Raw genomic sequence first — 18,674 nt, 5'->3', positions numbered from 1 at the left:
CTGCCCGTGCCGAACAAAAGGCAGCCTGAAAATCAACAAGGAGTTCCCATGAACAACACCCTGCTCGCCGCAGCCGCATTAGGCTTGGCTTTAACCGCTTGCTCGCCCGTTTCACCCCGCGCGCCGCAAACCGCGCCCGCGCAGACGCAACCCCAATCCGCCGCAGAGCGCAACAAAGCCAACGCGCTGGCGTTTTATGAATTGGCGTTTAACCAACACGATTTGCAGCGCGCCGTGCGCCAATATGTGGGCAAGGAATATTTGCAGCACAACCCGATGGTGGCAGACGGCGGGCAGGCGTTTATCGATGCGTTTGCGCCGTTTTTAAAACAAAACCCGCAGTCGCGCGCCAGCGTAAAACGGGTGATTGCCGATGGCGATTTGGTGGCGCTGCACGTTCACAGCCAGCTATCGCCCGATGATGCAGGCGAAGCGGTGGTGGATATTTTCCGCTCTGATAACGACGGCAAAATCGTGGAGCATTGGGACGTGATTCAGCCCGTGCCCAAAGAGAAAACCGCCAGCGGCAGAAGTATGTTTTGATATTTGAGGCGCATAAAGGCAGCCTGAAAACGATTTTTTAACCGTAACACAAGGAGTTTATGATGAAAATTGCAGTAATCGGCGCAACAGGTTTGGTGGGCAATGCCACCGTGTTGGAATTCGCCGCGCGTGGGCATCAAGTAACCGCGTTTGCCCGTAATGTCGCCAAAGTGGCGCAGCACCCGAATGTAACCGCCGTGGCAGCGGATGTGAACGCGCCCGATTTTGCCAGTAAACTGGCGGGCTTTGATGCGGTGGTGAGCGCGTTTAACGCGGGCTGGGACAACCCCAATTTGGCGCAAGACGTGAAAACGGGCTACGACAACTTGCTTGCCGCATTCAAAACCGCCAATCTGCCGTATTACTTGATTGTCGGCGGCGCAGGCAGCCTGAATGTTGCGCCCAATGTGCAACTGGTGGACACGCCCGATTTCCCCGCAGATGTTTACCCCGCCGCCAACGCTTTGCGCGTGTTGCTCAACGATTTGCGCCCGCGCCGCGACATCAACTGGGCGTTTTTGTCGCCTGCCGTGATGTTTGCCGTTGCGCCCGTGAGCTTTGACAAAAAAGGCGCGTATCGCATCGGGCAAGATGATGCGCTGCTTAACGCCGATGGCTCGCCTGCTGATATTACCGTGCCCGATTTGGCGGCAGCGATTGCCGATGATGTAGAACAAAAAGCGCATCTGTTCCAACGCTTTACCGTGGCGAACTGATTTGAGGCAGCCTGAAAACGCATCCAGCCGTTTCAGGCTGCTTTTAAAATCTTTAATTTCTGTATTGACAGAAATTTAAAAAATATTTAACCTGTGCGAAATTTTGCCAACCCGCGCAAGCGAAAGCCAAACATGAAACTCAATCCCGTAACCGAAAGATTTATTTTGCACTGGGGCGAAATGGGCACCAAATGGGGCGTGAACCGCACCGTCGCGCAGATTCACGCGCTGCTTTACATTTTGGGTAAGCCGATGAATGCCGACGAAATTTGCGAAACGCTAAACGTGGCGCGCTCGAATGTTTCCAACAGCATTAAAGAGTTGCAGTCGCTGCAACTGGTGAGTGTTACCCATATTTTGGGCGACAGGCGCGATTATTTCGCCACATCCGACGATGTGTGGACACTGTTTCGCACCATTGTGGAGCAACGCCAGCGCCGCGAAATTGAGCCGACTTTGGCGTTTTTGAACGAGCTGGCAAACAGCCCCGAATTTGCGCAGGAAAACGAAGCCGTGCGCCGCCGCATCACCGAAACGCGCGATTTCATCGGCACACTCACCAGTTGGGCGAACGAGATGTTGAAGCTGTCCACCACCACGCTGGCGCGCGTGTTGAAGCTGGGTGCGAGTATTCAGAAATTTTTGCGTTAGGAGCGGGGCATGAATGAATGGGGCATTATGCTGCCGCTGTTGGCGATTGCGCTGGCGATTATTGGGTATCGCCATTTGGCGAAAAGGCAGCCTGAATATCCGAATGGGCAGGCGATTGGCGTGTTTACGCTGTTAGGCGGTGGACTGGGCGGGCTGCTGATTATTGTGTTCGCTATGGTTGTGGATGCGTTGCGAGGACATTTTGATATGCCGCTATTTATAATGATTGCCTTTATAGTTGGTGGCTCTGCAATCGGCTGCTTGCCTGCCACGCTGTGCGGTTTAATCTTGGCCTGGCGGCGTTGCACGCGCTCGTGGAAAAGCGCGGGTTTGGCGGCGCTGGTGGGCAGCGTGGCAAGCGTGCTGTTTACGTTGCTGTGGACATCTGATGACGTGGTGATTTTATTTGGTTTTGTGGGTGCGTTGGCAGCGGCGATTTTGGCGGCGTTGGTGTTGCCCAAGGCAGAATAATGCCGTTTCAGGCTGCCTTCAAAAGCAGGATAAGGCAGCCTGAAATCCAATCTCTCAAAAATTTTTCCCCATTTATTTCACTTTTAACAGAAATTTAGGAACAAAACAAATGAACGCTCCCTATCCCGCCGCCCGCGTTATCGCGCTGTACACCTTACTTGCCCCCGTTCTATTCGGCTTCGGCGTGGGGCTGCCGCTGGGCGTGTTGATGCTGCCTGTGGTGTTGGCGAGCCTGCTGTATGGTTGGTTGCCTGCGCTGGCGTGTGGCATTTGGCTGGCGGTATGGCGCACGCGCGGCACGCGCTGGGGGCGGCTGCACGCGGTGGGTTTGTGTACAGCGGTGGCGGTGGGGGCGACGCTGTGGCTGGATAAATCGGTGGCGCAATCGGATTGGCTGGTTTGGGTGGCGTTGTGGGGCGGGGCGGCGGCGATGATTGCGGCGTGGTGTTTTTTGCCTGCGCCGCTGGTTGCGCCCGCTGCGGAGGAGGGGCGCGATGAAACGGCTTGATTGTTTGGTGTACAGCATGGCGTTTTTGTGGCTGTGGAGCGGGATTCAACCTGCGTTGTTTGTGCTGCCGCAGTCGTTGGATTTGCTGGCGCGGGTTGGTTTTCAGGCTGCCTATTGTTTGCCCATGTTCGCGCTATCTTGCGCGTTGGACGTGTTTTTTGGACTGGGCTGTTGCACGCGTTTGCGTGATTGCGCGTGGTTTTGGGCGGCGCAGGCGGCGGTGGTGCTGGGGTATAGCGTGATTATTGCTTTCAGGCTGCCTGAAATGTGGGCGCACCCGTTTGCGCCGTTGGTGAAAAATGTGCCGATTTTGGCAGTATTGATTTATTTGTGTGATGCAAACAGGAGGGCGCAGCCATGAATGCGTATTTAATTGTGAAAACCTTGCATATTTTGTCGGCAACGTTGATGGTAGGCACGGGCTTTGGTACAGCGTTTTATTTGTTCTGGGCAAACCGCTCGGGCTCGGTGGCGGCGCAAGCGGTGGTGGGGCGGTGGGTGATGAAGGCGGATTGGTGGTTTACCACGCCTGCGGTGATTTTTCAGCCGCTGTCGGGCTTGTGGCTGCTGCATCAAATGGGCATGCCGCTGTCGTGGAGCGGGGCTTGGCTGTGGGTGAAGTGGACGCTGGTGTTGTACGCGCTGGCGGGCGCGTGTTGGCTGCCCGTGGTGTGGCTGCAAATTCAAATGGCGCGGTTGTCGGCAGCGGCTTGGGCGGCGGGGGAAACACGCCTGCCCGCGCGTTATCGGCGTTGCCAGCTTTGCTGGGAGCTGCTCGGCTACCCCGCGTTTTGCGCCACCGTGGTGATTTATTTTTTAATGGTAATGAAACCGATTTAACAAGGCTAATTGCGCTTGGATTACAATTTAGGCAGCCTGAAAAAGGCGTTTGGCGAAGCGCAAGGTTTGGTTTTGCCAGCGCACGGCTTGCAAGCAAGCCAAAGGGCGTGTTGGCAATCAACATTTTGGCGGCTTTTGCGCCATAAGACGGCATCTGCCGCGTTAAAAACACTCGCCTATGAATGGCATAGGCTCGTATTTTTGCCTTGCATCTACCGCCTTCTGACGCAAAATCTGCAGCAAAAGTTGAATGCCAACACGCCCGAGGCGCGGGGAACGTATCCCGTAGCTCAAGCTGCCGCGCCCGCGTTTCAGGCTGCCTTGTAAGCCAATCGCATAAGGCAGCCCGAAAAAGGGATTAGCGAAGCACAAGCGTTTTGCTTTGCCAGCGCAATGGTTTGCCAACAAGCCAAAGGGCGTGTTGGGAACGTATCCCGTAGCTTGCCCCCGCGTTTTCAGGCTGTCTTGTAACCAATCCCACAAGGAGACCTAACATGAAAAAATCCATCCTACTCACCGCGCTTGCCCTAGCCAGCACCGACGCGCTCGCCTGCCACCAGCCCCCCAAACGCTTCTATCCGCAGCCCGAGCAATCCACCACCGCCGCCCCCGCCGCGCAACAATGGACGCACCCCAGCAAAGCCACCCCCGCGCCAGAAGCCAGCGCACCCGCTAGCAAATAGCGCGTAACCGTGTGGCGCAGCAATCGCCTTGCGCCACACGCCCCATTCCGCCCATTTTCCGAGAACCCCCATGAAACCCCTAGCCCTAATCGCCACGCTTGCCCTCATCGCCAGCCCCGCGCTTGCCGAGCCGCGCCCCATATCCTGCGTGGACACCAGCATAGACAACCCACCCATAGACAAAGCCTCCTCCGCCCAATGCAGCCCCCGCCCCGACGGCGGGCAAACCTGCCGCCGCTATTGGCTCAATTCAGGCAATCTCGCCAGCGAAAGCCAACACGATGCCCAAGGGCGCGAACAAGGCATCAGCAAAACCTATTATTCCAACGGCAGCCTGAAAACCAGCACCGCCTACCAAAACGGTGAAAAACACGGCGCAGCCCAAAGCTACGCCGCAGACGGCACGCTGCAAACCACCACGCACTATTGCCACGATGCCGAATGCCCGAGTGCGCAGAAATAAACGTTTTCAGGCTGCCCTAAATCAATCAAAGGCAGCCTGAAATCTATAGTCGTTCCAATTAAGTCTTATACAAGGCGGCGAGTCGCAGATAGTACAAGTAGTACAGCAAGACGAGCCAACGCTGTATAAGGCTTAATTGGAGCGACTATAAAATGGAACGGCGGCGGATTACCGCCAAATGGCTGATTAAACAGAGTATGACTGCTTTGCCAAGATGTCGGCGAGCCGACAATGCTCCATCGGTTGTCGGTTTTGCAAAAGGTTTTCAGGCTGCCTTCAATCAACCCAAAGGCAGCCTGAAACCCACAAAATCCCCACCCCAAAGGCACAACAATGAAACCCACCGCACCCCTCGCCGCAATCCTACTCAGCATCACACTCGCCCCCGCGCACGCCCTTGTAATCCACCCCGACATCTGGTTCAGCAGCGACAACGGCAATATCCAATGCGGCGGTTATTCGCAATACAGCAGCGGCGTCGTCTGCGAAATCTACCAACGTACCGACAACATTCAGCCGCGCACCGCCCGCCCCGAAGCCTGCCAAAAACGCGATTGGGGCTACCGCTTCGCATTAGACGACTATGGCGAAGCCCGCGCCTTTTGCGTGGACGACACGCTCCACTCCCTCGGCACAACCCCGCTGGCAAACGGCAAAACCCAGCGCAGAAAAAACTGGCGATGCACCGCCCAAGCACACAGCATCACCTGCCAAAACGCCGACCATCACGGCTTCACGCTCACCTCCATCCAACAACGCTTTTTCTAGGATTACCACCATGACCGTCCACCCCAACTATCCCACCGACAAACTGGTCATCAAATATCTGCTCTGCGGCGGCGCAGTCGGTGGCTTGATTATGGGCACATTTGCGTTGCCAAGGCAGCCTGAAAAGGGTGAGTTGAAGTAGGGAGTGGCTTTGCCGAATGAGGTTTCAGGCTGCCTTTGGGGTTGAGCAACGCCTTAGCCTGAAATCTTTGTCAAATGCCCAACCCCCAAGCAACGTCATTCCCGCGCAGGCGGGAATCTTGGCTAAATTTTCATAATAAATTGTTTTTACAAAATTTTCTAAACGTAAAACAAGATTCCCGCCTACGCGGGAATGACGGCAGTTGTTGTGTTTCAGACTGCCTTGGGGCTTGTGCAAAGGTTTTCAGGCTGCCTTTGGCGTTCGCAAAAACCGCCCCAACCCAACAATCCAATCAGCAACAATAAGGAACGATGCAAAATGAACATTCTTATCCTCGGCGGCAGCGGCTTTATCGGCAGCCGCGTAGCCAAAATCTTGCGCGAACGGCAGCACAACGTAACCACGCCATCGCACGCGGAATTGGACTTGATGCGGCTGGATTTGGACGCGGCGCAACGCTTGTTGCACGGGCAAGATTGCGTGGTGAACTGCGTTGGCGTGATGAGCCGCCATGCCGATGTGTTGGAGCGGGTGCATCATCACGCGCCGCAGCAGTTGGCGCATTTGGCGCGGGCGGCGGGCGTGCAAACGTGGGTGCAGTTGTCGGCATTGGGCGCGGACGCGGCGCATGAGGTGGCGTTTGTGGGCAGCAAGGGGCGTGGTGATGCGGCGGTGTGTGCCAGCGGTTTGCGGGTGAACATGGCGCGTCCGAGCGTGGTGTTTGGGTGCGGCGGGGCGAGTTGCGAGCTGTTTATTAAGCTGGCGCGATTGCCGGTGCTGGTGTTGCCTGCGGGCGGGCGGTTTGCGTTGCAGCCTGTGCACGCGGACGATGTGGCGCAGGCGTTGGCGAATATGGCGGAGCAGCCGTTGCCGCATGGCGCGGTGGTGAATATGGCAGGCAGCCTGAAAACCACGCTGGCGGGTTATTTGGCGATTTTGCGGCAAACGCTGCATCATCGTGCTGCGCCTGCGGTGTGGGCGTTGCCGATGGGGTTGCTGCGCCCTGTGTTGCCGTTGACGAATGTGTTGAGCAATGGCTTTTTGTCGTCAGGCAGCCTGAAATTGCTGGCGCAAGGCTCAGTGGCGGATACGGGGGATTTTGCGCGGCTGCTGGGGCGCGAGCCGTTGGGGGCGGAGGCGTTTTATCGGTATCCGTAAAAGGCAGCCTGAAACGGCTACGGCATATATCGCGCGGCAAACAACGCTACCACATCGCCCACATAAACGCTGTTTTGCTGCAAGCCTAAGGCGTTGAGTTGGAAATAGATAGCGCGAATTTCGTCCACTGTGAGCGCGACCGTGTGCGCGAGGCACGACAGCGCAAACGATTCCCACGCCATTTCGTGTTCGCCCACGCGCAGATAATGTTGAATGTTGCTGATGTCGTCTGGCGGGAAAGCGTGGGCGTATTTTTGGGCGAGGGCGGTGAGATAGGAGTCGCCGTGAGTTTGGTGCATGGTGGGGCTTTCTGAATCAATTAAAGACAGCCTGCGTGGCGCAGCAGCATTGCGAAGCCAAAATGCTACATTACACGCAATTATTTGTATTTACGCGACATATTTTTTGGTTGATACAAACAAAGTAATTTTATAAACAATGAGTTATTTACAAAAAATAGAAAAATTCCCGCCTATATAGGTTTTCATAGATGCAAAATCCAACAAGATTTAATAAAATGAAAAGGTCTGTAAAGACATCTTTACTATTTTATTTAACATAGGAATATTCAAATGAAAAAATTAACATTAGCCGTGCTTGTTTCGGCAGCTATGCTAAGCCTTTCTGCTTGTAGCAGTGGTGGCAGCAGTAATGGCATCAATGGCAATTTGTCTTTTATTGGACCAAAACCTACGCCTGCGCCTAAACCAGAGCCAACTCCGACCCCAACGCCAACTCCGACCCCAACGCCAACTCCGACCCCAACGCCAACTCCGACCCCAACGCCAACTCCGACCCCAACGCCAACTCCGACCCCAACGCCAACTCCGACCCCAACGCCAACTCCGACCCCAACGCCAACTCCGACCCCAACGCCAACTCCGACCCCAACGCCAACTCCGACCCCAACGCCAACTCCGACCCCAACGCCAACTCCGACCCCAACGCCAACTCCGACCCCAACGCCAACTCCGACCCCAACGCCAACTCCGACCCCAACGCCAACTCCGACCCCAACCCCGACTCCAACCCCGACCCCGACTCCAACCCCGACCCCAACGCCAACTCCAACCCCAACGCCAACGCCAACCCCAACCCCAACCCCAACCCCGGCTCCAAAACTGATTAGTGTCGGTTCTGCCTTTTACGCTAACCAAGATAATTTAGCCACTGCTCGCACCGCTTCTATTAGTGGCGAAAAAAACTCAATGGTTACCGTTAATGGGCGCACGATTCCCGTTTACGAATCAAGACTAGATAGTGCGCAGATACCGTTTAATGTTATGACTGATATTAATACTGCTGATAAGAGTGGTACTACTATGGTTAATACCAAAGGGATGAGTTATGTTCGTTTTGGTCACCATGTTCAATATCATGGTAAGGTGTACAATGATCCCAATGCACAGCATGAATATTATGCGTTTGCCATTGGTGATTTAACCCCTGTTGCTCAAATGCCGACCACAGGAAAAGCCCATTATCAAGGTAATGGTTCATACTACAGAGGTGAACACCCAACAAGTCTGCCATGGGGGCAACAATCTGACCAAGCTGATTTTTATGTTGATTTTGGCAATAAAACCATTGATGGGGTAGTAGGACTTCGTGGCATTCCACTAAGTGGCACCATTGAAGGTAACTCATTCAGCGGAACAAAAATTGACAACAGTCCACAATTTAATCGCAAAAGTGATGTCTTTATGACAGGTCATTTCTACGGTCCAAATGCTAATGAACTGGGCGGCGTGTTTAGAGGTACATACAACGGCGACAAAGTTATGGGCTCTTTTGGTGCAAGACAAATCAAAAATTAACCCATTTGGCAACCCACTCCCACAGGAGTGGGTTTTTCTATTTCTGACAATATTAAGGAGCCTGAAAACAGGATTTCCCCGTTTCAGGCTGCCTTTTGTAAACCCGTTATCAACAAACGTAAAAGCATTTTCAGGCTGCCTCATTATCCCCCGCTAAGGCAGCCTGAAAACCAATACAACGGTTTATCGTTTACAACCGAAACCCCGCATCAAACCCCAGCTCGCGTTTCGCTTTTTCACTAGACAGCCGCGCATCGTCATCCGCTGCGTTGTAAATGCCCGATTGCTCGCATTGCAACGCCAGCACCGCCGCGTGCGCCGCTGCTTCCGCGTGCACAGGCGGGGCAAAGTCCACAGGCGCATCAAAGCCCGTGCCCGCGCCATACAGACAGCCATAACGCAACACAACGCCGATAAACGCAGGGTCGGTGGTGATTTGCTGCTCCAAGCTGTGCACCGCGCGAGCGGTTTCGCCGTAAGCAGGCTCGGCAAAATCCAGCAGCGGCGCATCCTCGGTAACGGGCTGCGGCGCGTCGGGCGCGTACACAAACGCAATGCTTTGCGCGATGATTTTTTTCACGCCCGCCGCTTTTGCCGCGCGCACCAAATTGCGCGTGCCCTCGTCGCGGATGCGGGCATTGCGCACCAACGCGGCTTCCATTTGGTCGGCAGCCAAGCCATCGGGCAGGTCGGTGAGTTCGTGGAACACCACATCGGGGCGGATTTCGTCTAATTCTTTAAGCAAGCCATCGGCGTCAAACGCATCAATAAAATTATCGGCTTAATGCCGTGCGCCATCAGCATTTGCGCTTTGGCGGAGCTGCGCGTGGTGCCATACACTTCATGCCCAGCCGCCAGCAGCATTTTGCACAACGGCAAACCAATCACGCCGCTTGCGCCCGCCACAAACAGTTTTTGAGCCATTTCGTTTTCCTTTGGTAACGTTAAAAGCGCGCGATTATACGCAATGTTTCGCGCAACAAGGTTTTGCCAATAAAGCAACGCATCTAAAAGGCAGCCTGAAAAAGCCCGCCACAAACTTTCAGGCTGCCTTACAATTCCCACCCTTGTCATCATTCGCAAAAAGATTATGTCCCACTACGCCATCGGCGACCTACAAGGCTGCTACGCCGAGTTCACCGCCCTGCTCAACCAAATCCAATTCAACCCCAGCCGCGACACCCTTTGGCTGGTGGGCGACATCGTCAATCGCGGACCGCAATCGCTAGAATGCCTGCAATACTGTATGCAACACGAAAACAGCGTGCAAATTGTGCTCGGCAACCACGACCTACACCTGCTCGCCCTGATGCACGGCTACGGCAAACTCAAACACCGCGACACCCTCGATGCCATCCTCAACCACCCGCAAATGCCGCAAATGCGCGACTGGCTGCGCCAACAGCCGCTGATGCGCCACACCGCCAGCCACGCCCTTGTGCACGCAGGCATCCACCCCGATTGGAGCATCCCGCAAGCGCAAGCGCTTGCCAACGAAGTTGCCGCGCAGATTTCGGGCAGCCAAGCCCGTACATTCTTCGCGCAAATGTATGGCAACCACCCCAGCCAATGGCAGCCTGAAAGCCAAGGCATAGACCGTCTGCGCATCATCACCAACGTCTTCACCCGAATGCGCGTGCTCAACCCCGACAACAGCCTAGACTACGACTACAAAGAAACCTACGCGCGCATCCCCGCGCCCAAACGCGCATGGTTTGACGCGCCCCACCGCCAGCACACCAGCCACGAAATCATTTTCGGGCATTGGTCGGCGCTGGGTTACCGCCGCGAAAAACACATCTGGTCGCTGGATACAGGCGCGCTGTGGGGCGAAGAACTCACCGCCGTAAACATCCGCACAGGTGAACGCTTTACCCAGCCCAGCTTTCAGCGTAAACAATTTTGACTAACCCATTTTCAGGCTGCCTCAAATGAACGCCATCGAGGCAGCCTGAAATGTTTGTACGACCCACAACCAGATGGAGTGTCGGCAGCTCGCCGACATCACGCCAACCCGTAAAGCTCCGCTTGAACACAGGTTCTTATTGAGCGATGCGCCGTTGCCATTCCATTTTGGCTTTCAGGCTGCCTCAATCCCCGCCCAACATGTAAAGCAAACGCAAACCCATTTGACAACCCCATCCAAAAGCAGTCTAATCGCGCCCAGTCGTGGCAACCGCCACCCCAACGAAACGGAGACAACATGAAACGCATCCCCATCCTCACCGCCGCCCTGCTCGCCGCCACCACCTTCGCCGCCCAAGCCGCGCCCGCTGGCAGCGAAAGCGACATCGACAGCAAAAAAGAAGTCGCCTACACCTGCCAAATCCTGCAAGACAACAAACTGCAAAACATCAAACTCACCGCCATGTATGGCATCAAAAACAACCAACCCATCGTCGCCCAAGTGCGCATCAACGGCGTAATCACCCCCGGCATGTGGCGCGACACCAGCTTCAATCTACTCAACCGCTTTATCAGCAACGACCCCGCCGAGCGCACCACCGTGTGGACCACCATGCCCGCCGATGCCAGCAAACTCACCCAAGTGGATGGCGGCAAACTCTCCGTAGCCGAAAAAGCAGGCGCACAACAAAGCGTCATTGCCGACAACTGCCGCTTAGACAAAGCCGCCACCGCCAAACTCAACAAATAATCCCAAGGCAGCCTGAAAACTTTCAGATGCGCGTTTTAGCTTCGCTGAAACCCGCTTCGCCCGTTTTCAGGCTGCCCCGTTTCCCCGCATCCCAAGGCAGCCTGAAAACCCGTTCCCTTTCAGGCTGCCTCAATCACACCCGCCATGCTCACCCGCTATCTCACCCTTGTCAGCGTATTCGTCCTCATCGTCGTCATCATCCGCAACCTGCTCACCCGACGGCAACAACGCGCCATCGATGCCACCGCCAAACAAATCGCCGCCATCCTCCTGATGGGCAGCCTGATTGCCGCCGCCTACACCCTGCTCAAAGACTGAACGCCATGAACACCCCCATCACCGTAACCATGCTCGTCAAAAACGCCGAACGCTGCCTAGCCGAAGCCCTCAACGCCCTCGCCAGCTTCAACGAAGTGCTCTTGCTAGACAACGACTCCACCGACAACACCCTCACCATCGCCGCCCAATACCCCAACGTAACCCTCCACCACCACCCATTCGACGGCTTTGGCAACATGAAAAACCGCGCCGCCGCCCTCGCCAAAAACGACTGGATACTCAACATAGACAGCGACGAAATCATCACCCCCGAGCTGCTTGCCAGCATCCAACAAGCCGACCTAACGCAGCCTGAAAACATCTACGCCCTTAACCGCATCAACCACTACCAACGCCGCCCCATCACAGGCTGCGGCTGGTCGCCCGACATCATCCCCCGCCTCTACAACCGCACCCACACTCAATACAACCAACGCGCCGTCCACGAAGCCCTTATCATCCCCCAAGGCATCCGCCCCCAACTGCTGCAAGGTAATCTCAACCACTACACCTACGACAGCATCGAAGCCCTGATTAGCAAAATGCAACAATACAGCAGCCTATATGCCGAGCAAAACGCAGGGCAAAAAACCAGCAGCCCCCTTGCTGCCTTAATGCACGGCGCGTGGAGTTTCATCCGCAGCTACCTTCTCAAAAGCGGCTGGAAACACGGCGCAGACGGGCTCACCATCTGCCTCACCCAAGCCGCAGGCTCATACTACAAATACGCCAAACTCAACGAACGAAACCGCGCAATAAAAAGCCAACAACACATTGACACCCCCCCCGAAACCCACTAAAATCCGCCGTTTCTTTTATCTAATATTTATTGGAAACCATTTTATGAAAACCTTTTCAGCGAAACCGCATGAAGTGCAACGCGAATGGTTTGTGATTGATGCCACAGACAAAGTGCTTGGGCGCGTAGCAGCCGAAGTCGCCAGCCGTTTGCGTGGCAAACACAAACCAGAATACACCCCGCACGTTGATACAGGCGACTACATCATCGTCATCAACGCCGACAAACTGCGCGTAACAGGCAACAAATTTGAAGGCAAAAAATACTACCGCCACTCAGGCTTCCCCGGCGGCTTGTATGAGCGCACCTTCCGCCAAATGCAAGAAAAACAACCCGGTCGCGCATTAGAAGTAGCCGTAAAAGGCATGTTGCCCAAAGGGCCTTTGGGTTACGCCATGATTCGCAAACTCAAAGTTTATGCAGGCGCAGAACACCAACATGCCGCGCAACAACCCAAAGTACTTGAAATCAAATAAGGACACGACAAATGAACGGTAAATATTACTACGGCACAGGTCGCCGCAAAAGCTCAGTAGCCCGCGTGTTCTTGCAAAAAGGCAAAGGTGAAATCATCGTAAACGGTCGTCCCATTGATGAATTCTTTTCACGCGAAACCAGCCGCATGGTGGTGCGCCAACCTTTGGTTTTGACTGAAAACGTTGAAGCATTTGACATCAAAGTAAACGTAGTCGGCGGCGGCGAAACAGGACAGTCAGGCGCGATTCGCCACGGCATTACCCGTGCTTTGATTGACTATGACGCAGCATTGAAACCCGCGCTTTCGCAAGCAGGCTTCGTTACCCGCGATGCCCGCGAAGTGGAACGTAAAAAAGCAGGTTTGCGCAAAGCACGTCGCGCAAAACAATTCTCAAAACGTTAATCTGCGTTTATCCAAAAAACACTCTTCGGAGTGTTTTTTGTTTTTCGGATTATCTCGCGTGGAAATGCCGAATAAAAAAGCAGCCTGAAAACCATTTTGCGTTTTCAGGCTGCTTTATTGTTTACGCCTTAATTCTCAGGGCGGCATTCTTTATACAAAATTCTGTTGTTCGGCGCGGTTACCGTGCCGATGGTTACTTGGTCGTATGTGGTTGTGTCTACATACGCCGTGTCAATCATGTAGCCGCCCACTTTGCCGAATTTGGTGCCGGCAATGTCGGAATGGGCTAGATTGATGGGCAGGGTGCGGCGTTTGCCGTTGATTTTGGCAACGACTTTGGTAGGCAGATTTTGTTTGTTGAATGAATAGGTTACATCCAATGTTTTGTCGCCTTGGCAGTTGTAGTGCACGGTTTTTGGGGTCATGGCAAATGCCGTGCCGGAAGCGATTAAGGTTGCAGCAGCGATAAGCGTTGCAGCAAGTTTGTTCATGGTAAATCTCCTGTGTTTGTTTGCATCCCGACTGGGAAGGCGCGCATCTTACGCGGGGGGGTGTTAGTTTGGGTTTGGGGGGTGTAATCCTGTGTAATAAACAAATTTGAACCGTTTTGGTCATAATTCGCGCAAGAACGCTTGAATAAACGCGATTTTTTCCAGTTCGTTCATGGCGTTGAACGCGGCTTGGTTTTCGCGGATGTGGTCGATTAGGGGGTAGTATTCTTCGTCCACGTGGCGTTTGTCCAGTTTGCGCCCGAGGTTGCCCTCGTTGCTGCGCCCGAGAAATTTGGAAATCAGGTAATACGGCGATTTGAGCTTGAACAGCATTTCGCCCGTGTCGGCGTCAAACACCATAAAGCCTTCGTGTTCCACGGTTTTGAGCAGGGCTTTGAGTTCGCCGAATGTGATGTCGGTTAGGGTTTGCGGACGGGCGATGCCGTGCTCTTGGGCGATTTGGTCTAGCCGGCTTTCGGTGAATTGTTCGCCTGTGGCAACGTTGCGGATGCCGATTAGGGTTTCGCCGAATGTTTCTCGGATGATGTGGACATCGCCGGGGTCGGTGATTTCAAACATAAAGGTGTGGTTGGGATAGGCTTGGAATAGGGCTTCATACCGGGCGCAATGGGTTTGCAAGAGGCGGGCGAAATCGCTATCCAGCGAGCCTGTGGTGGAATAGAGGGTTCGGTTGTCGAAGGCTGCGCCGTGGCTGGGGTGGTTTTCAGGCAGCCGCACAAAGGTGCAGCAGCCGAGAAAGCCGTTCACTTTGACCACGGCGTTGAGGCGGTGGTTATCTGCGATGCGGATGGGGTAGCGGCTGTTGGCGGCGATGCGTTCGGAGTAGTTAAACACTTTGTTGAACGGTCGGATGATGATTTGGTTGTGTTGGTCTAACACGATGCCGCGCATTTCCAGCAGGGCGTTGTCAAAGCGGTTTTCGTAGAACACGCTGCGGGCGTATTTGAGCACGGAGAGCTGGGGATATTTTTTGCTGGGTTTGATGCTGAAATCGCGTTTGCCAAGGCGCAAGTAGTCTTCGGTGATGTAGGTGTGGCGGGTTGCATCGTATTGCGGGGCGCGGTTTTTGAATTGGGTCATTTCTTGAATTTTGGCGTGTTGTTCGGGCGACATGGGCTGCATGGCGGGGAGATGGATTTCGTCGCGCAGCGGGTTTTGGTTGAGCCTGATGTAGGCGGCGAGCACGCCGGCTTCGTCAACGCCGTGGGTGTTGGGGTGGAAATTGTGCAGGCGGTACACCTCGGTTTGAAAGCCGTGTTTGCGGGCGGCTTGCAGCATTTGGATGCAGGCGGCGGTTTTTTGGTTGGTGTTGGAATTGATGATGAGGATGTCGTGCTCGGGGTGTTGCTGCCCTTGTTTGAGCGCGGTTTTGAAGCGGGCGCGTCCTTTTTCTTGCGCGGCGGCGAGGGCTTCGCTGCTCCATTGGTATTCGCCGTTTGCGTTGGTGAGTTCTTGGTCGTTTTCTATGTGGACGATTTGGGCGTGGGGATGGGCGCTTTGGAATCGGGCGATGAGTTCGGCGGCGTGGGTGGTTTTGCCCGAGCCTTGGTGTCCGCGCAGGAGAATGAATTTTTGCATGGTGGGGGTTCCTTAGGTGTTGGGGTTGGCGGGCAGCGGCGCGTTACCCGTTTTAACTTCGTTGAAGCCTACGGTTTTCAGGCTGCCTTTATGCGGTTTGGGCATGGGGGCGGTTTATAAGGCAGCCTGAAAACGGGCGACGCATCGGCAAAACAGGTTTTCAGGCTGCCGCTGTTTCCAAAATATAGCGCACGCTGCTTTGCCGCACGAATGCGCGGCGGTTGTCGGGCAGGCGCAGCACGAACAAGCCGTCCCAGCCGCCGAACGGGTTATTCTCGCCGCGGATTTGCCCGATGATGGCGACGTTGTCAAACATTTGCCTGTCGGACATTTTGATTTGGTAGCGCATATCGGGGCGGATTTTAACGGCATCTTGCGCGGCGGGGAGCGATTGGGCGCGGAGCTGTTCCACGCGGCGGTTTTCGCGTCGGATGGCGATGATGATGTAAACGGCAAGCAGCAGAAACGCGCTTGCAATGGTTTGCCATAGGGTCATGGGGGATTTCCTTTGGATAGGCAGCCTGAAAACGGGTGGCGCGTGCCATTTGGTTTTCAGGCTGCCTTTGTTGCGCTTAAGCTGCCCAGCGCGGCGGGTTGAAGAAAAAACGTTCTGCCAAAATGGCTTTTCAGGCTGCCTGAAACCATCGGGCAAGCCGTTTGGTGACGATTGCGCGTGTTTACATGGCTTCGGGCAGCGCGATGCGTTCAATCTCGTCCACCCAAAAATCCGCGCTCATGCCGCGTTCGGCAAACGTGCCGATGAGGCTGAACACGCTGTCGCTGAACCCACCGATATTCAGAATATCGCTGCGGTTTTGCGCCTGCGCGGTGGTGTAGGGCTGAATATCCAGACAAACCAGCTTGGCTTGCGGGCAGCGGCGTTTGAGCGTGTCCCATTCTTTCATCAGGCTGGTTTTGCTGTTCCAATGTTGCTCGCGGTCTGCCCAGCTTTCGTTGTCCGACACCATAATCAGCAAGTCCACCTCGGCTTTGCGGCGGTTCAGCTCCGCCAAGGGCGCGCTGCACATTGTGCCGCCACCGCAAATGCGGGCGAGTTTTTCCGCATTGGTCATGATGCTGTCGCGCGGATTGAGGCGCACATCCACCACGCGGGTTTCAAACGGCAGCACCTGTGCGTGCGGATTGGTGCGCAACATGGCGGCGGACAGCAACGCCGCCACGTCCACGCACGTTGTCGCGCTGGTTGCTGAGCCGCGATAGCCGGTAACGGGGCTGTTCATCGAGCCCGACACATCGGGGCACACCACCACATTGCCTTGAATACTGGGCACGTTTTTCACCGCCAGCTCCATCGCGTCTTGCAGCGCATCGCGGATGGCGTGCGGCATTTCGTCCGATGCAGCCTGAAACGCGGTCAATAATTGATACGGCAACACCCGCGCCCGCGCAATCGCCTCGGCATCGCGCAGTTTGTCGGCAACAAGGCGCACGTTGGCTTGGTCGGCAAACACGCCGTGTCGTTGAAACGTATTCAGATTTTGGCGCACCTGCTGCCAAGAGCCGTTTGCCGCAATCTGCGCCCAAGCCGCCGCGTCCAAATCCAGCGCGGTGAGCATTTGGAACGGCACATCGGGCAGGCAGCCTGAACGGGTTTTTTTATACTGTTCAAACGCTTGCGTAAGCGGGGGCAAGGCTTCGGCATCGTAGGGTTTGCCAATCAGCCATGCGAACCACGCGGCACGCCACGCTTCGCGCGGTTTCGGATGCACCATTTTTACCACGTCAGCCAGCGAAGGATTGTTGCCCACCGCCGCGTTCAACAATTGGCGTTCGCTTGCCGACAGCAGCCATTGCTGCACCAGTTTTTTCGGACGCGAGCCAAACGATTTTCTCCCCACCGCACCGCTGCGCACCATCTGCGCGAAGTTGCGCAGCATTTTGCCGTTGTCCGCCACGCGGTCAAACACACGCGCCAGCATCGCCACGTCTTTTTGCGCCAACACCGCCAGCAGAAGCGCGGGCATGTCTTTCATATAACCATGCTCGCGCGCATAAATCGCGGTTTTGGCGATAAATTCCGCATCCAAGCCGTTTGCCAGCGCAAGCACCTGCGCCAACTGGTTTTCGGCGGTGGCGTAAAAAGTGCTGTTTAGGCAGCCTGTTGTCGCCAGCTGCGCGAGCTGTTGTTTGGGGGAAAGGGTGTATGCCAAGCCACCCGCTTCGTTGCGCGTGTCGGCATGGAAAAGTTTTTGTTTGACGGATTGGAACAAGTTGGTATTAGCCATTTTCATTTCCTTTTTAATTTTAATCAGTAATATTTATTAGGCAGTCTGAAAGCTAGTTGCCCAGCAATTTCTGCCAAAATCCTTGCTTTTGCGGGGCTTGGGGTGTGGCTTCGGGCGCGAGTGCATCGGCAAGCCGCCCCGTTAGCCAATATTCGCCCTGTATCACATTGCCTTGCTGCGGCGTATCGGCAAAGGCTTCGGCAGGGTAAACCACCGACCAAACGCCGCCAAATGTTGCGATTTCGCAGTAATAAAACGGCTGCTGGGTGAGCGTGTTGTGCCGTTTTTCTGCCGTGCGCACAATGCCTGTAAACAAGGCGCGGGCTGCGGGGCGTGCGCCCTCGGGCGCGTTTTCATCCATAAACATTCCGCTGGGGATAAAACTTTGCGCCGCCCATTTCAATTCTTGCGTTTCTTGGCTGGCGGCAAACGCGGCTTCGCTGGCAAATAATTCTGCTGATTCGGCAAAGGCGCACACCGCGATTTTTTGCGCCGTGCCAACGGCGGTTTGCGGAAAAGATGCGATGTCGGGAATATCCACAATAAAGGGATAGTCGCCATCTACGCATTCGCCGTTTTCCGATGCGCTGCCGTTTTACCAAACATGGGCAAAGCCTGTGCCATCGTCAAAACCGTCATCATATTGATTGGCAGCAACATGGCTTATCCACACCGATTGGAGGCAGCCTGAAAAATACGGCTCAGCCGAGAAAAATTCGTTGTCTTGATTGATGCCTACCCACAGCTCCGCGCCGCTGGCATCGCGGTAAACCGCATAATCGCCAATCATTTGCGCGTGTGGCGAAACTTGGTTGATTAGGGCAGACAGTGTTTCTTTGCTGGTGATGCCTGTAAATCCAATGGTGTCGTAATGGCTCATGGTTTTTCCTTTGGTATCGTGTTTAAGGCAGCCTGAAAACCGTTT

General features: G+C 55.0%; 30 protein-coding genes. 20 read left to right on the top strand and 10 right to left on the bottom strand.

The window, feature by feature from the left end:
- Positions 1-48: 48 nt before the first annotated feature.
- The 12 genes from H3L93_RS11045 (at position 49) to H3L93_RS10995 (ending at position 6,943) form a co-directional block, all read left to right on the top strand.
- On the top strand, positions 49-543 hold the full coding sequence (locus tag H3L93_RS11045) for a nuclear transport factor 2 family protein (RefSeq protein ID WP_040559170.1): 495 nt from the start codon (positions 49-51) through the stop codon (positions 541-543).
- A 62-nt stretch (positions 544-605) separates the two neighbouring features.
- Positions 606-1,259 carry an NAD(P)-dependent oxidoreductase gene (locus H3L93_RS11040; protein ID WP_155803251.1) on the top strand — a complete coding sequence of 218 codons (654 nt, stop codon included), beginning with the start codon at positions 606-608 and terminating at the stop codon, positions 1,257-1,259.
- 132 nt (positions 1,260-1,391) lie between these two features.
- Positions 1,392-1,910, top strand: a complete 519-nt coding sequence (locus H3L93_RS11035) for a GbsR/MarR family transcriptional regulator (protein WP_003798717.1) — start codon at positions 1,392-1,394, stop codon at positions 1,908-1,910.
- A gap of 9 nt (positions 1,911-1,919) precedes the next feature.
- Positions 1,920-2,381 carry a hypothetical protein gene (locus H3L93_RS11030; RefSeq protein ID WP_040559171.1) on the top strand — a complete coding sequence of 154 codons (462 nt, stop codon included), beginning with the start codon at positions 1,920-1,922 and terminating at the stop codon, positions 2,379-2,381.
- Between the two features lie 109 nt (positions 2,382-2,490).
- Positions 2,491-2,889 carry a hypothetical protein gene (locus H3L93_RS11025; protein ID WP_003798722.1) on the top strand — a complete coding sequence of 133 codons (399 nt, stop codon included), beginning with the start codon at positions 2,491-2,493 and terminating at the stop codon, positions 2,887-2,889.
- Positions 2,876-3,250 carry a DoxX-like family protein gene (locus tag H3L93_RS11020; protein ID WP_003798724.1) on the top strand — a complete coding sequence of 125 codons (375 nt, stop codon included), beginning with the start codon at positions 2,876-2,878 and terminating at the stop codon, positions 3,248-3,250. The genes H3L93_RS11025 and H3L93_RS11020 overlap by 14 nt, the downstream gene beginning before the upstream one ends.
- The gene (locus H3L93_RS11015; RefSeq protein WP_003798726.1) at positions 3,247-3,729 is read left to right on the top strand and encodes a DUF2269 family protein; all 483 of its coding nucleotides are present in this window, start codon (positions 3,247-3,249) and stop codon (positions 3,727-3,729) included. The genes H3L93_RS11020 and H3L93_RS11015 overlap by 4 nt, the downstream gene beginning before the upstream one ends.
- 494 nt (positions 3,730-4,223) lie before the next feature.
- Complete coding sequence (locus H3L93_RS11010) at positions 4,224-4,412, top strand: hypothetical protein (protein WP_003798732.1); 189 nt, start codon at positions 4,224-4,226, stop codon at positions 4,410-4,412.
- Positions 4,413-4,482: 70 nt separating this feature from the next.
- On the top strand, positions 4,483-4,875 hold the full coding sequence (locus H3L93_RS11005) for a toxin-antitoxin system YwqK family antitoxin (protein WP_040559172.1): 393 nt from the start codon (positions 4,483-4,485) through the stop codon (positions 4,873-4,875).
- 333 nt (positions 4,876-5,208) lie between these two features.
- Positions 5,209-5,643, top strand: coding sequence for a DUF6636 domain-containing protein (locus H3L93_RS11000; RefSeq protein ID WP_003798738.1), 435 nt, complete (start codon positions 5,209-5,211; stop codon positions 5,641-5,643).
- Between the two features lie 10 nt (positions 5,644-5,653).
- Positions 5,654-5,785 carry a hypothetical protein gene (locus H3L93_RS13390; protein ID WP_003798741.1) on the top strand — a complete coding sequence of 44 codons (132 nt, stop codon included), beginning with the start codon at positions 5,654-5,656 and terminating at the stop codon, positions 5,783-5,785.
- 318 nt (positions 5,786-6,103) lie between these two features.
- On the top strand, positions 6,104-6,943 hold the full coding sequence (locus H3L93_RS10995; protein WP_040559173.1) for an NAD-dependent epimerase/dehydratase family protein: 840 nt from the start codon (positions 6,104-6,106) through the stop codon (positions 6,941-6,943).
- Positions 6,944-6,960: 17 nt separating this feature from the next.
- On the opposite strand, the gene H3L93_RS10990 is transcribed toward H3L93_RS10995, so the two are convergent.
- Both H3L93_RS10990 and H3L93_RS10985 read right to left on the bottom strand, forming a co-directional pair.
- Positions 6,961-7,242: a hypothetical protein gene (locus tag H3L93_RS10990; protein ID WP_003798747.1), complete on the bottom strand. Its 282-nt coding sequence runs from the start codon at positions 7,240-7,242 to the stop codon at positions 6,961-6,963.
- Positions 7,243-7,645: 403 nt separating this feature from the next.
- Positions 7,646-8,050, bottom strand: coding sequence for a hypothetical protein (locus H3L93_RS10985; RefSeq protein WP_182077686.1), 405 nt, complete (start codon positions 8,048-8,050; stop codon positions 7,646-7,648).
- Positions 8,051-8,151: 101 nt separating this feature from the next.
- Between H3L93_RS10985 and H3L93_RS10980 the strand changes: the two genes are divergently transcribed.
- A complete protein-coding gene (locus tag H3L93_RS10980) occupies positions 8,152-8,760 on the top strand; it encodes a transferrin-binding protein-like solute binding protein (protein WP_003798753.1) in 609 nt (202 codons plus the stop codon).
- A gap of 190 nt (positions 8,761-8,950) precedes the next feature.
- Here H3L93_RS10980 and H3L93_RS10975 read toward each other — a convergent pair whose 3' ends face one another.
- Both H3L93_RS10975 and H3L93_RS13030 read right to left on the bottom strand, forming a co-directional pair.
- A complete protein-coding gene (locus H3L93_RS10975) occupies positions 8,951-9,505 on the bottom strand; it encodes an NAD-dependent epimerase/dehydratase family protein (RefSeq protein WP_003798756.1) in 555 nt (184 codons plus the stop codon).
- Complete coding sequence (locus H3L93_RS13030) at positions 9,490-9,684, bottom strand: NAD-dependent epimerase/dehydratase family protein (RefSeq protein ID WP_211204743.1); 195 nt, start codon at positions 9,682-9,684, stop codon at positions 9,490-9,492. Before H3L93_RS13030 ends, H3L93_RS10975 begins: the two co-directional genes overlap by 16 nt.
- Before the next feature lie 166 nt (positions 9,685-9,850).
- Between H3L93_RS13030 and H3L93_RS10970 the strand changes: the two genes are divergently transcribed.
- From H3L93_RS10970 to rpsI, 7 genes are all read left to right on the top strand, one after another.
- Positions 9,851-10,666, top strand: a complete 816-nt coding sequence (locus tag H3L93_RS10970) for a symmetrical bis(5'-nucleosyl)-tetraphosphatase (protein ID WP_003798760.1) — start codon at positions 9,851-9,853, stop codon at positions 10,664-10,666.
- A 73-nt stretch (positions 10,667-10,739) separates the two neighbouring features.
- On the top strand, positions 10,740-10,967 hold the full coding sequence (locus H3L93_RS10965; RefSeq protein WP_003798762.1) for a hypothetical protein: 228 nt from the start codon (positions 10,740-10,742) through the stop codon (positions 10,965-10,967).
- Complete coding sequence (locus H3L93_RS10960; protein ID WP_003798766.1) at positions 10,964-11,416, top strand: hypothetical protein; 453 nt, start codon at positions 10,964-10,966, stop codon at positions 11,414-11,416. Before H3L93_RS10965 ends, H3L93_RS10960 begins: the two co-directional genes overlap by 4 nt.
- Before the next feature lie 144 nt (positions 11,417-11,560).
- Positions 11,561-11,734: a protein MIGRI gene (locus H3L93_RS10955; protein WP_003798769.1), complete on the top strand. Its 174-nt coding sequence runs from the start codon at positions 11,561-11,563 to the stop codon at positions 11,732-11,734.
- Positions 11,735-11,739: 5 nt separating this feature from the next.
- On the top strand, positions 11,740-12,534 hold the full coding sequence (locus H3L93_RS10950) for a glycosyltransferase family 2 protein (protein ID WP_003798771.1): 795 nt from the start codon (positions 11,740-11,742) through the stop codon (positions 12,532-12,534).
- Between the two features lie 43 nt (positions 12,535-12,577).
- The gene (gene rplM / locus H3L93_RS10945) at positions 12,578-13,009 is read left to right on the top strand and encodes a 50S ribosomal protein L13 (RefSeq protein ID WP_003798772.1); all 432 of its coding nucleotides are present in this window, start codon (positions 12,578-12,580) and stop codon (positions 13,007-13,009) included.
- Positions 13,010-13,020: 11 nt separating this feature from the next.
- Positions 13,021-13,413, top strand: a complete 393-nt coding sequence (gene rpsI / locus H3L93_RS10940; protein WP_003798774.1) for a 30S ribosomal protein S9 — start codon at positions 13,021-13,023, stop codon at positions 13,411-13,413.
- A gap of 128 nt (positions 13,414-13,541) precedes the next feature.
- On the opposite strand, the gene H3L93_RS10935 is transcribed toward rpsI, so the two are convergent.
- The 6 genes from H3L93_RS10935 to H3L93_RS10910 all read right to left on the bottom strand — a co-directional run bounded on the left by H3L93_RS10935 (position 13,542) and on the right by H3L93_RS10910 (position 18,629).
- Positions 13,542-13,904, bottom strand: a complete 363-nt coding sequence (locus tag H3L93_RS10935; protein ID WP_003798776.1) for an ACP-like domain-containing protein — start codon at positions 13,902-13,904, stop codon at positions 13,542-13,544.
- Positions 13,905-14,024: 120 nt separating this feature from the next.
- On the bottom strand, positions 14,025-15,503 hold the full coding sequence (locus tag H3L93_RS10930; RefSeq protein ID WP_040559175.1) for an RNA ligase: 1,479 nt from the start codon (positions 15,501-15,503) through the stop codon (positions 14,025-14,027).
- A gap of 160 nt (positions 15,504-15,663) precedes the next feature.
- Positions 15,664-15,999 (bottom strand): hypothetical protein, encoded by a 336-nt coding sequence (locus tag H3L93_RS10925; RefSeq protein WP_040559176.1) that lies wholly within the window; start codon positions 15,997-15,999, stop codon positions 15,664-15,666.
- A 181-nt stretch (positions 16,000-16,180) separates the two neighbouring features.
- Positions 16,181-17,755: a vWA domain-containing protein gene (locus H3L93_RS10920; RefSeq protein ID WP_003798785.1), complete on the bottom strand. Its 1,575-nt coding sequence runs from the start codon at positions 17,753-17,755 to the stop codon at positions 16,181-16,183.
- Positions 17,756-17,801: 46 nt separating this feature from the next.
- The gene (locus H3L93_RS10915; RefSeq protein WP_003798787.1) at positions 17,802-18,290 is read right to left on the bottom strand and encodes a hypothetical protein; all 489 of its coding nucleotides are present in this window, start codon (positions 18,288-18,290) and stop codon (positions 17,802-17,804) included.
- A 54-nt stretch (positions 18,291-18,344) separates the two neighbouring features.
- A complete protein-coding gene (locus H3L93_RS10910) occupies positions 18,345-18,629 on the bottom strand; it encodes a hypothetical protein (protein ID WP_003798789.1) in 285 nt (94 codons plus the stop codon).
- Positions 18,630-18,674: the final 45 nt, after the last annotated feature.

Origin of the sequence: Kingella oralis, from assembly GCF_014054985.1 — a bacterium.
Taxonomy (GTDB): Bacteria; Pseudomonadota; Gammaproteobacteria; order Burkholderiales; family Neisseriaceae; genus Kingella_B; species Kingella_B oralis.
The sequence above is the reverse complement of the archived record's forward strand: the minus strand, read 5'-3'. Positions and strand labels throughout refer to the sequence as shown.